The organism is Companilactobacillus crustorum JCM 15951 (genome assembly GCF_001434585.1).
GTDB classification, from domain to species: Bacteria; Bacillota; Bacilli; order Lactobacillales; family Lactobacillaceae; genus Companilactobacillus; species Companilactobacillus crustorum.
This window is the reverse complement of sequence record NZ_AZDB01000008.1, coordinates 22,153-34,556: the sequence shown is the minus strand read 5'-3', so window position 1 is coordinate 34,556 and position 12,404 is coordinate 22,153. Positions and strand designations below refer to the sequence as shown.

Annotated in this window: 11 protein-coding genes; 6 read left to right on the top strand and 5 right to left on the bottom strand. The window is 35.0% G+C overall.

Translation table 11 applies throughout. The annotated features are described in order from the left end of the window. Positions 1-26: 26 nt before the first annotated feature. The 3 genes from FD26_RS03665 to FD26_RS03655 form a co-directional block, all read right to left on the bottom strand. The gene (locus FD26_RS03665; protein WP_057867086.1) at positions 27-827 is read right to left on the bottom strand and encodes an FAD:protein FMN transferase; all 801 of its coding nucleotides are present in this window, start codon (positions 825-827) and stop codon (positions 27-29) included. 158 nt (positions 828-985) lie between these two features. Further along, positions 986-1,765 carry an FAD:protein FMN transferase gene (locus FD26_RS03660; RefSeq protein WP_057867085.1) on the bottom strand — a complete coding sequence of 260 codons (780 nt, stop codon included), beginning with the start codon at positions 1,763-1,765 and terminating at the stop codon, positions 986-988. A 124-nt stretch (positions 1,766-1,889) separates the two neighbouring features. Then, positions 1,890-3,182 (bottom strand): nucleobase:cation symporter-2 family protein, encoded by a 1,293-nt coding sequence (locus FD26_RS03655; RefSeq protein WP_057867084.1) that lies wholly within the window; start codon positions 3,180-3,182, stop codon positions 1,890-1,892. A 127-nt stretch (positions 3,183-3,309) separates the two neighbouring features. Here FD26_RS03655 and FD26_RS03650 point away from each other — a divergent pair, with 127 nt between their 5' ends. The 5 genes from FD26_RS03650 to FD26_RS03630 all read left to right on the top strand — a co-directional run bounded on the left by FD26_RS03650 (position 3,310) and on the right by FD26_RS03630 (position 9,598). Further along, on the top strand, positions 3,310-4,746 hold the full coding sequence (locus tag FD26_RS03650) for a C69 family dipeptidase (RefSeq protein ID WP_057867083.1): 1,437 nt from the start codon (positions 3,310-3,312) through the stop codon (positions 4,744-4,746). Positions 4,747-5,072: 326 nt separating this feature from the next. Then, positions 5,073-5,993, top strand: coding sequence for a DMT family transporter (locus FD26_RS03645; protein WP_057867082.1), 921 nt, complete (start codon positions 5,073-5,075; stop codon positions 5,991-5,993). Positions 5,994-6,145: 152 nt separating this feature from the next. Continuing rightward, the gene (locus FD26_RS03640; RefSeq protein ID WP_057867081.1) at positions 6,146-7,165 is read left to right on the top strand and encodes a D-2-hydroxyacid dehydrogenase; all 1,020 of its coding nucleotides are present in this window, start codon (positions 6,146-6,148) and stop codon (positions 7,163-7,165) included. A 688-nt stretch (positions 7,166-7,853) separates the two neighbouring features. Then, positions 7,854-8,978 (top strand): 5-methyltetrahydropteroyltriglutamate--homocysteine S-methyltransferase, encoded by a 1,125-nt coding sequence (locus tag FD26_RS03635; protein WP_057867080.1) that lies wholly within the window; start codon positions 7,854-7,856, stop codon positions 8,976-8,978. A 236-nt stretch (positions 8,979-9,214) separates the two neighbouring features. After that, positions 9,215-9,598: a YxeA family protein gene (locus FD26_RS03630; protein ID WP_057867079.1), complete on the top strand. Its 384-nt coding sequence runs from the start codon at positions 9,215-9,217 to the stop codon at positions 9,596-9,598. 600 nt (positions 9,599-10,198) lie between these two features. Here the strand turns inward: FD26_RS03630 and FD26_RS03625 are convergent. Beyond that, complete coding sequence (locus tag FD26_RS03625) at positions 10,199-10,639, bottom strand: MarR family winged helix-turn-helix transcriptional regulator (protein ID WP_057867078.1); 441 nt, start codon at positions 10,637-10,639, stop codon at positions 10,199-10,201. Positions 10,640-10,741: 102 nt separating this feature from the next. Between FD26_RS03625 and FD26_RS03620 the strand changes: the two genes are divergently transcribed. After that, positions 10,742-12,115, top strand: a complete 1,374-nt coding sequence (locus FD26_RS03620; RefSeq protein WP_057867077.1) for a DHA2 family efflux MFS transporter permease subunit — start codon at positions 10,742-10,744, stop codon at positions 12,113-12,115. A 49-nt stretch (positions 12,116-12,164) separates the two neighbouring features. On the opposite strand, the gene FD26_RS11360 is transcribed toward FD26_RS03620, so the two are convergent. Further along, positions 12,165-12,299, bottom strand: a complete 135-nt coding sequence (locus tag FD26_RS11360; protein WP_257787251.1) for a hypothetical protein — start codon at positions 12,297-12,299, stop codon at positions 12,165-12,167. Between the last annotated feature and the right edge of the window lie 105 nt (positions 12,300-12,404).

The following is a 12,404-nucleotide window of genomic DNA, read 5'->3' as shown; positions in this document are numbered from 1 at the left end:
ATCATTCCCTAAATTTCTCAGTTTTTTTATACTGTCGCTTCTTTACTGTTAATCATAGTGCCTTCGCTAAAACTCAGAGGCTCTTCATTTTTATTTATCAAAATGCCAGATAAATTGTATTCATTTCTCATTTCTGCAAATTTTTCACTACCAGCCAAAACTCCAACCGTAGCCCAAACGTCAGCATCAACTAAATTATCGCTTATCACAGTTACCTGTTGAACTTGGCTCTGTTTCATCCTAATAATATTTGCAGCATGTCCACCCTTTTCAGAGGTCGCTATGGCACCGTTATTAAGATGATAAGTTGCGATAATGCTATGGGAATCATCTGCGTCTTCAATATTTATACCCCAACTAAAATCAGATTCTTGTCTCGTAGCAAATTTAATATTTCCATCGCCACTTAGATAAACCCCATCTATTTTAGGATCTTTTAACAGCGGCTTTAGATATTCATCAAAAACTTGTTCAATTGCCCAGCCTTTGACCAATCTTGTAGGATCATAACGTCCTGCAAAATGTGATGTAAAAATACCATCAGTCATTTGTTCAGCCAAAGTTGCTTGCCCATAAATTGTCTGAAAATCCTCTGATTCTAAAATCACTTGTTTATCTCCTCTTTGAAAACGAGAGACTAAAGAATCATATCTAAATGGCGAAAAGATCAAATCAATTTGGTGCAATCTTTCATTAATATTTTCGGTAACAAATTCTAATTTTTCAGAAATAATATCATCTAAATCATTGGTTGCTAATTTTATTGTAAAGGGAATATTCATTTGATTGATTACTTTGCTTGGGAAAAAATACTTTATTCGTTGCATATAATTACCTCATTATTCTACTGAAATGATATGGAAATTTTATTTTATTATTATTTAATATATTAGCCAAATAATAATGAGATTCTTTGAATAAAGTATGAATAAGTTTAGAAAAAAGGACAAAAAAATAAGGTACATGACATTTACGTATATGTATCTTATCTTTGGACTGCAATTTTATCTGAATATCCATCTCGAAAGTTCATCATTCCTGAACTACTATCCACTATCATGCCTGTTAAATGGTACTTAGAAACAAACTCTGGAAACTTATTAGTTCCGGCAGATATACCCGCTGATGACCAAATATTGGCATCCAACGCATTGCTGCTGACAATTGTTACTTGTTCAATATTGCTCTTCTCATTTCTCAGACCACGGCGTTTATTTGAAGTTGAAATAGCCCCATTTTGGAGAAAGTAGGTAGCTAAAAGAATATCTAAATTCTGAGGATCTTTAACGGCTACTCTCCACCTAAAATCTATATTAGGACGACTTGCTAATCGCACATCTTCACCAGATCGTAATGAAACGCCATCAATTCCATTATTGCTTAGCATTGACAGAAGATACTTATTAAATATTTTATCGATGATCCAACCATTCAATAATCCAATTGGGTCATATTGACTATTAAAATACGAGCTGAAGTAGTGATGAGTCATTTGTTCAGCTGTAATTGTTTGTTCATAAACTTCTCTAAATTCTGGTGAAGTCATCAAGCCAGACTCATCGCCGTTTTGGAAACGAGCTAACAATGAATTATTATTCTCTAATGAAAATATCTGTTCATATTCTGTAACTTTTTCTGAAATCTGCTTTATTGCTTCATCAATTTTTTTCTGGTCGATCAAGTCAGAATCAGGCGTAGCTAACTTAATTTCCAGAGGCAGATCAAACTTGTTGATCACAATGCTGATGTACTTATATTCGTTCATATTTTTCACTCCTTTAGCTAAAAAAAATACGTATGCTTATCTAATTTATCGATAAGTATACGTACTAAATGTGATGAAAATATGACCAAACTTTGCGATTGTTTTGAAAATTTCCAAATAGTCTTTAAGCAGTCTTTTTATTAGAATTTAATAATAAATTCAAGATGATTGCTGAAAAACTTCCCACAACTAAACCATTATTTAAAATAGTTTGAATTGTTGATGGCAAGAAGTGCAACAATGTTGGTTGAACTGTAACACCTAAGCCCAAACTGATTGAAACTGCCATAATCATAATATTATTATTATTCATTTCTACCTTAGATAACATCTTGATTCCTTCAATACCAACGGTACCAAACATAATCAACATAGCGCCACCCAAAACGGCATTAGGAATCAATTCAGCGACTGCACCAACCTTAGGAATAAGTCCTAAAATAATTAGTAGAAAAGCTGAGAAATAAACTGGCTTATTTTTCTTAATTCCTGATAATTGAACCACGGCAACATTTTGAGAGAAAGTTGAATATGGGAAAGTATTAAAAATTCCACCCAGAATGGCTGCTAAACCTTCTGAAGCATAGCCCCGTTGCAAATCATTCTCATCAAGATCACGTTTAGTTAAATCTGCTAAAGCGTAGTAAACACCAGTAGATTCAATCATACATGTTAAAGCAGCTAACAACATAACCAAAATTGAAGACCATTCAAACTTTGGCGTAGCAAAATAAAATGGTTGCGGAATTTGGAACCAATGAGCTGATCCGACACTGGCAAATCCAATTTTACCCATTCCAATTCCTAATAGATATCCAGCCACAATTCCTATTAAAACAGCAATTTGTTGAACGAAACCACGTCCCCAAATACTGATGACAACAATAATTAGAGCTGTAGCAAAACCTAAAATTAAATTTGTTGGACTACCAAAACTCTTAGCAGCAACATTGCCGCCTCCAATATTTTGGAAAGCGACCGGTATCAAAGTAAAACCAATCAAAGTAATTAGTGAACCAGTAACAACTGGTGGAAAAAATCTTTTTAATTTAGCGAAAACCTTAGAAATTAACATTATAAAAATACCCGCTACGATAATAGCACCATACATATAAGCAATCCCAAAATGATGCCCTATATTTTGTAACGGCGTTACATATTCGACGGCTGATCCTAAAACAACTGGCAAACCTATCCCAGTTAACGGTGTACGCTTAATCTGTAGGAGTGTAGCTACCCCACACATAAAAATATCTACTGAGATTAAGTATGTCATTTCCTTAGCCGTAAATCCTAACGATGCCCCAATTAAAATTGGAATCAAAATATCCCCAGAATACATGGCTAATAAATGTTGAAATCCTAATAGCAAATTCTTTAAAAAAGAATCGCTTTTGTTGTTTGTATCAAGATCCATTATTGCCCTCCTATTATTTAGAAAATTATAGCATTATTTCTGAAAAGTATTAATGGACAAGTTTGGATAAATCTTAAGTTTAGGTATGCTAAAATGGAATCAATATAGATAGGAGGAATTCTGAAAGATGAAGAAAAATCATTTGGATGACGCTTGTACAACAATTTTAGTTGGTAAAAACGCCAGTTTGGACGGATCAACAATGATTGCCAGAAATGACGATACATTTTTTGCCGTTGCCCCACATAGTTTTGTATTAAACCCTGCCGTTAAAGGTGAAAAGGGACGTAAGGTTAAGTCATGGTTAAATGGCTTTGAATCAGAAGTTCCCGAAAATGGCTATAAATGGCCTGCTGTTCCTAATGTAGACTACAAGAAGTTCGGTTACTATGACGAAAGTGGTATTAATGGTAAGAACGTTGCTATGTCAGCCACAGAAAGTACATATGGTAACGAACGCGCATTAGCTTTTGATCCACTCGTTAAAGATGGTATGGATGAAGATGTTATCGTACGTATGGTCCTTCCTTACGTTGATTCAGCTAAAGGTGCCGTTGAACGTACTGGCGAACTGATCAAAAAATTTGGTTCACCTGCTGGTAACTCAGTTCTATTCAGTGATAAGAATGACGTTTGGTACATGGAAATTGTTACTGGTCATCATTGGGTAGCTCAAAGAATTCCTGATGACAGCTATGCTGTTTGTGCTAACCGTGTTTCAATCCAACAAGTTGACTTCAGTAACCAAGATGAATTCATGTGGTCTGAAGGTATTCAAGAATTTGTCGAAAAGAATCATTTAAATACTGATCAACATGGATTCAACTTTAGACATATCTTTGGTACTGATAATTTGAAAGATCGTCACTACAACACTCCACGTGTTTGGTTTGGTCAAAAATACTTCAACCCTGAAATTGAACAAGATCCTGAAGATGGTGAATTACCATTCATCATGAAGACAGAACACAAGATTTCAGTTGACGATATTGAATATGTTCTTGGCTCTCACTACAATGAAACACCATATGATCCATACAGCCCATATGCTTCTGATGAAGACAAGCACCGTTATCGTCCAATCGGTTTGAACAGAACTCAAAACTCACATGTGCTTCAAATCAGAAATGACGTTCCTGAAGAATACGCTGCTATCATGTGGCTATGTATTGGTTTCCCAACATTTGCACCATACATTCCATTCTATACAAACATGAATGAGACAGATCCTTCATACAATGATGCTTCACTTGAATTCAATTTCAAGGATGCCTACTGGATGTATAATGCTTTGTCAGTTCTTGTTGAATCTAATTATACAGAGTTCATTCAAGATGACATCGACTACCTAACAGAAGTTCGTCAAGATCTTCGTATGGCAGTTGCTGAAACTGATAAACTTGCTGAAAACTACTCTGGTGAAGAATTAGTTGAATTCTTAACTGATAGAAATCAAAAAGTCGTTCGCGACATGCAAAAGAAAGCTCACAAATTATTTGGTGAACTTTATACTAAAGGAATTAACCTTTCTAAACTTACATTCAACATGGATGAAAATCTATAGAGCAAATGAGTTGCTTCTGTGTAGCTTGTTTCAAATAAGAGAGCGGAATGAGCTGCTTCTGTGTAGCTTGTTTCAAAAAACAGTCTGAAGTAATTATTCAAACAATAAAAACTATAAGTCCATTTCACTGGATTTATGGTTTTTTTGATTGAAAATTTTCAATATGATTATTTAAATGTGGTATATACCATTTTACAAAAGTTCAATATTATCAATAGCAAAATAGTATACCTTTAAATTTAAACATCATGATATTAAAAAAATAATAGTCAAAACTAAATTGGTACAGGTATAATAGTCCTATTAGTTTTTAGGAGGATTTTCAAATGAATGAAAGTAAGCAGTTGGCTAAGAAAACTCTTAACCGTGGTTTCTGGCTAGCATTTTGTGCTTCAGCTCTCTGGGGAGTCTCAGGTACTGTTCTACAAGTTGTTGCTAAAGATTTAAATATTCCCGCCATGTGGTTCATTGCCACTAGAACTACATTTGCAGGAATTATCTTATTAGTTGTTAGTTTGTTTGTTTTACCAAAAGGTGAATTCTTCGCCGTCTTCAAAAATTGGAAGGATCTTCTCACGCTACTCAGTTTTTCTGTTTTTGGTCTACTAGCAAATATGTTTACTTTCTTCCATGCTATTAAAACTGGTAATTCATCAACAGCTACCATTTTGCAATATTTATCACCACTCTTTATTATGATTGGAACCATCATCTTCACTAAAAAGAAAACATCTCGTATCGATGTAATCTCATTTGTTCTTGCACTTGTCGGTGTAGTTTTGATGATTACCCGTGGTGATATTGGACATCTTTCAATCCCCTTAGTTTCAGTTCTTTGGGGAATCGGAAGTGGCGTTACAGCTGCGTTATACGTAACTATTCCTCAATCTTTAATTGCCAAATATCATGGTCTTTTAATTACCGGCTGGGGTATGTTAATTGCCGGAGTAATATCTAATTTCTTTAGTCCTATTTGGGTAAATCCACCTAAAATGAACACTTCAAGCATTCTAGGTATTGGAACTGTCATTTTAATAGGTACCGTTATGGCTTTTCTATTAATGGTTATAAGTACCAAATACACGACAGCAGCTATTATCAGTATTACTGATGCCGTTCAACCCTTTACTACCCTAGTTTTAAGTATTATTTTCTTACACTATGTAGTTAATTTTGCTGAAATTATTGGTGCAGTAATCGTTGTCTTAGCAATTTATGTTCTAAATCGTTATGACGATGCTGGTTAAAGACTAGTATTGTACAAATCGCTTATAGCTAACTATCCAATATAGTTGCTATAAGCGATTTTTTTATATTCTAAAATCAAATTTTTGAATTAATTCGATCAATTCTGATTTAATATTAAGGTGGAACCTAAATTAAAGGAGGACTTGATTCAATGAAAATTTTTGCCTATGGAATTCGTGAAGACGAAAAACCATCTTTAAAGAAATGGGAAGCCGCTAATCCTAATGTAGAAGTTGGCTATACTGACAACATTTTAACTGCTGACTCTGCTCGCCTGGCTGAAGGTTGTGATGGAGTAGTTACTTTACAAACTGCTCCCTATACCCGTGAAGCCTTAGAAGTATTAAGTAAACTTGGTGTTCATAACATTTCTATTCGTAATGTTGGTTTCGACAATTTTGATTTTAAAGATCTTAACGATTTAGGATTTACTTTGACAAATGTTCCTGTATATTCCCCTAACGCTATTGCTGAACATACAGTTCTACTAATGGGACGCCTCTTAAGACGTGTCCCTGAGTTTGACGAAAAATTTGATCATGGCGACTTTACTTGGGCTCCTACAATCGGTAAAGAATATCGTGAACAGACCGTTGGTGTAATTGGAACTGGTCATATCGGTCGAGTTGTTATTCAGATACTCCAAGGATTCGGTGCTAAAGTCGTTGCTTACGATGTTTACCACAATCCTGAAATCGAAAAACAGGGTCTATATGTCGATAGCCTCGAAGAATTATATAAACAAGCTGACATCATTACTCTGCACGTGCCATTATTCGATAGCAATAAATATATGATTAATGATAAAGCCATCGCTCAAATGAAAAATGGCGTCTACATCATCAATTGTGCTCGTGGAGAATTGATCGACACTGATGCCCTTATCAAGGGACTAGATAGCGGTAAAATTGCCGGTGCAGGTTTGGATGTTCTTGATAATGAAAATGCCGTTTTTGGTAAAGTTTGGAGCAGCGTTGACAACATTCCTGATGCTAAAATTAAAAATCTAGCAAAAAGAACTAATGTCATCATTACACCACATAGTGCTTTCTATACTGAAACGGCCATTTACAATATGATAACTACAGCCTTCGATTCTAATAAAGCACTTAACCAAGGCGAAAAGCCTCACAATATCGTTGATACAAATCCCAACAAAGTTGCTGAATAATAAAATTCTATTTGACAAAGCAAAATTCAGGGTGTAAATTAATCAGCAATCAATAATTAAAACTTATTTAATCTAATTAGACGTTGAAGAGAAGAGTAGATCAATTAGTAGTTTGTAGAGTGACCGCCAACTAGTGAAAAGGTGGAGCAAAAGTTGACCGAAGATGAGCTTGGAGTCTTACCTAGGTGAAAGCCAAAGGTACGCAAGGATGCGATATCATCCCGGACATGTTAGTGTCGTTGAGGTACTTTGTACAAGCAAAGTATAAATTAGGGTGGTACCACGGTAATCGTCCCTACATTGCAGATAAAGTCTGTACATGTAGGGGCGATTTTTTAGTTGCTCTTAGCGTTTACGCTTAGAGCAACTTATCTGAACGACTGATTGTCGTTCAGATATCCCTTTTTTACGATATCTCTATTCTCCTTGAGTCCTTTTAAGGGTTTTGGAATAACCAGCAGAAGGGTAAACGCTTAGAGCAACTTATCCGAACGACTGATTGCCGTTCAGATATCCCTATTTTCGTGACAACTTTACTTTCCCTGAGATCCTTTTATCCGCACATTTAGAGCAATCTAGCGTTTGTTTTATATTTTTTAAACCTACCACATCATATAAAGCAAGCGACCCCTTCTATCCCAACAAATAATTAGAAAAAATAAGTTATAAAACAGGAGGAATTTTGATTATGACAGTAAAAACAGCAAGTAAGATTGGATTTCAACATGTAGGAAGTTTTCTTAGACCAAACGTTTTAAAACAAGCTCGTAAGGATTTTGCCGATAAGACAATCACTCAAGCAGACCTAACAGCTGTAGAAAATGAGGCCATCAAAGATTTAGTTAACAAAGAAGTCGAAGTGGGCCTGGATTATGCCACAGATGGTGAATTTCGGCGTTCATACTGGCATTTAGACTTTTTCTGGGGATTTGATGGCATTGAACATATTCATTACGGAGAAGGCTATCATTTTGCTCATGAAGAAACTCGTGATGATACCGCCATTCTTTCTGGCAAGATTAAATTTAACCCTAATCATCCCTTCTTAGATCATTTTGCATATCTAAAATCTCTAACAGATAATTTAGATATTCATCCTAAACAGACTATCCCCGCACCTTCACAACTTTATATCGAATTAATTCGAGGCACTAACGACAGCAAGATCAAAGAATTTTATCCTAACGTTAACGATCTCTATCACGATATTGAAAAAGCCTACCATGATGCTATTTTGGCTTTCTACAATGAAGGAGCAAGGGTTATTCAATTAGATGATTGTTCTTGGGGTCTATTCCTTGATGACAATTTTTTGGCTACACCAGATGGCAAAGCTTATGCTGAATCAGGTATCCAAGATATTCTCTTAGAATTGAATAACAAGTCTATTGAAAACTTGCCCGCAGATCTAACTATCAATACCCATGTCTGTCGTGGAAACTATCACTCCGATTTTGCATTCTCTGGCGGCTATGGTCCTGTTGCCGATACCCTTTTTGCCAAAGAAAACGTCGACACTTATTTCCTTGAATATGACTCTAAACGTGCTGGCAATTTTGAACCCTTAGCCAAAGTATCTGGCGACAAAAAAGTAGTCCTTGGCTTACTTACTTCTAAATCGGGCGAATTGGAAGATCGTCAAGAAATTATTAATCGTATCAAAGAAGCAGCTCAATATCTTCCCCTTGATCGTTTATGGCTTTCAACTCAATGTGGCTTTGCTTCGACTGAAGAAGGTAACGTTTTAACCGAAAAGCAAGAGTGGGACAAATTAAAATTGGTTAAATCTATTCAAGATGAGGTTTGGGATTAATAATCATTGATAGCGTTTTCATTAAAGACTATAATATAAGTAGAAATTAAGTTTATAGACGTTGGAGGCGCTGACTATGATGAAATTAGTAGCAGACTTATTCAACAGAATTGTAGACTACACGCTTCATTTTGATTGGTGGTAAAATGGCTTACAAATCTGTAAGAGTAATGTAAGTAGATCAAATGTATAAAAAATATCAAAACTCTTAATATACTTGTCAGGAGGTAATTCAAATGAGAAGTTTTTTAAGAGTTTTTTTGGTGGGTATTTTAATTTTAGGTCTTGGATATTTAGGTGCTTGTGTTTACGCTAAAGACAATACTGGTCAGGCCGCTCAAGCCTTCAATGGCTACAATGTGCTAGTTAAGCGTGAACCTAAGTACGTTAAAATTGATAATAAAGAGGCTAAGGACGAAGATGGTTATGGTAATTACACATATGATCTTAAAAGCTATGATGCTGATGGTCATGAGCATCCTATAAAATTCATGGGTATGGGTAAGTTGAAACAAGGTCACTACCTAGAGCTCGATACCAAAGGTAGCTATGTTTATTCATATAAAGAAGTTTTCCAAAAAGATATTCCTAGTGACGTTTATACAAAGTTAAATCTCTAAGGAACCATATAATATATATACTGTTTAACCCCTAGGCAATAAAAAGGTTCAGTGTGGTAACTATCTTTCTAAAGTTTGGTTATAGTGTGAGTATATTTAAATTTCCGTCCTCCACAAAAAGTGGGAATGCTATTGGAACTATGATCTCATAGCTGAACGCATTCCCAATTTTTGTTCCGGACTGACTCCTACTTTGTTCACTAACTACTGTAAAATTTGAATAGCAGATAAAAACTGCCACTGTTAAGAAATCCAAGCATAAATGTATGTCTGGAATATCTAATAGTGGCAGTTTTTTTAATTTGAAATTTCTATAATATTAGAACCAAGGACTTAATCGGTAGTAAAAAATCTGTGGGCCCTCAGTGGTGACATTGTACTTAGCTTGCGTAGCAAGGTTAGTACAAGACCGAACTTAGAGGTCCATAATTACGCACGAAGTGTGGAATTATTAGCTCTAAGTCGCGTCCACCACGTTCCAGTGGCCCACAGATTTTTTGCGGACGATGGCATACTTCAATCACATCAGTTAGGATACTCATACTATAACCAAGCTTGATATTGAATTTTTTTATGTTAAAAAATTATGTTCTAACCTTTTTATTCCTTTGCTTGGGAATATTTCTTTACAGTATCCGTTATATCTTGCATATCTTTAATCAATGATTGTAACTTTTCTTCTGGAATATTAGCAAAAAGATTCTCAACTTGCTGATTAGCTCGTTGATTAATAATTTCAAGAGCTTTTTTCCCTTGATCGGTTAACTGTAAAGTTTTGATCCGTTTATCAATGCTATCGCGAGCATCTTGGATCAAATCATCCTTAGTTAACTTTTTTAAAACCCGACTCAAATACCCTTTATCTAAATGCAGCAACAACATTAATTGATTAGCACTGTTAACGCCGCGATCAATTTCCAAAAGAATACGTGATTCCAATAAAGTAAAATGAGTATTCAAGTGATATTTATCAGTTAATTTCAAAATTTTTGTATACGAGCGATTAAATTCCCGAATGGCTCTGATATTTTCTATATTCATATAATACTTAGCCTCCAGATAGTTGACTTTGGCAACCATCATTATTAAAATAAAAAAAGTTGCTAAAGTCAACCAATATCTTTATTAGGAGCACTAAACAATATGTCGAAACAAATTAAAAAAGCACTTTTTATTATGGTCTTTGGGACCTTCTTTGGTGTTTTGTGCTCTACTTTAATGAATACTGCCCTTCCTACTTTTATGCGGGTATTCAAAGTCAATTCATCAACCGTTCAATGGTTAACTAATGGCTATACGTTAGTTAACGCTTTAATGATTCCAACTAGTGCCTATTTTATTAAGAAATTTTCTTTTAGACATTTATTTATTACCTTTAGTTCGATTTTTTTAGTCGGTACAATCTTAGGAGCATTTGCTAATACCTTTATGATGGTTATTATTGGCCGAATGATTCAAGCCATCGGTACTGGAATGATGATGCCTCTAGTTAATGTTTTAGCTATGCAGTACACTTCCCGAGATAAACAAGGGGCAGTTATGGGAATTATTGGTCTAGCGTTCAATTTCTCGCCCATTATTGGTCCCACATTATCAGGAATCATTTTGCAGTACTTCCCTTGGCAGTATCTTTTTATTTTAATCTTGCCATTTATTATTGCCGTGGTCTTACTGTCAATCTTTCAATTGCCACAAGTTGAAACTCATGATAATCCCAAATTTGATGTTCCTAGTTTGATTACAATCAGTTTAGGATTGCTCTTCTTATTAACTGGTTTCTCCAATATTGGTCAAGCCAATTTCATTTCATTCAACGTTTTAGGCTTTACAATTATTGGTTTGATCTTGATTGTCATATTTTCAATTATGGAAAATAAAACTGGTCATCCTATTATTGATTTTGAAATTTTTCAGCATTCCCAATTTACCTTTGCGACAATTATTAACATGTTGATTGTTCTAACAATGTACGGCAATACGATTCTTTTACCCTTGATGATTCAAATGATCTTACATAAAAGTCCTTTAATATCAGGTTTAGCACTTTTACCAGGAGCCTTATTAACTGGTTTTATGTCACCTATCAGTGGCCGCCTGTTCGATAAATATCCTATCAAAAGGATTGTAGTTACTGGTGTGTTGATCGACTGTTTTGGAACTTTTATGCAAGCTGTTATTGATGTCAATGCTTCAGTTCTGATGTTGACACTGGGACAAATGATTCGCCAATTAGGTTTAGTTTTGATCCTAATTCCGATTCAAACTCACGCCCTAAGTGCTTTACCTAAAAAATATCTTTCTGATGGCGTAGCAACTTTTAATACTTTGCGTCAAATTGCTGCCTCCTTTGGAACTGCAATTATCATCGCTGTCATTACCATGGCCGATAAAATTATTACTGGTAGTACATCTAACCAAGCAGTTGGTATCCAGGCAGGGTTTTTAGCCTGCTTAGGCTTTCTAATTGTTGCTCTAATAACTACTCACAAATTACATCGACCAGATTTATCAAAATAAAATAAAAAGAGCCGACAGCATAATCTGTCGACTCTTTATTATTATCTAATTATTTAGATTCTTTAGTATCACGGCTTCTCAAGAAATCAAGAACAGCTTGTGTCTTAGCGCGTTTTTCTGCACCATTTTTTTGGTTTACAGGACGGCGGTGGCCAGTCATACCTTTATGTGTATTTTGTGACATCTAAAAAACCCTCCTTCCCGTTATGCAATTTAACTTATTTTATTAACCCTATTATTGTAAAGTAATTGCACTTAATTTTCAACCTTAAATTAGGAATTGTAACCT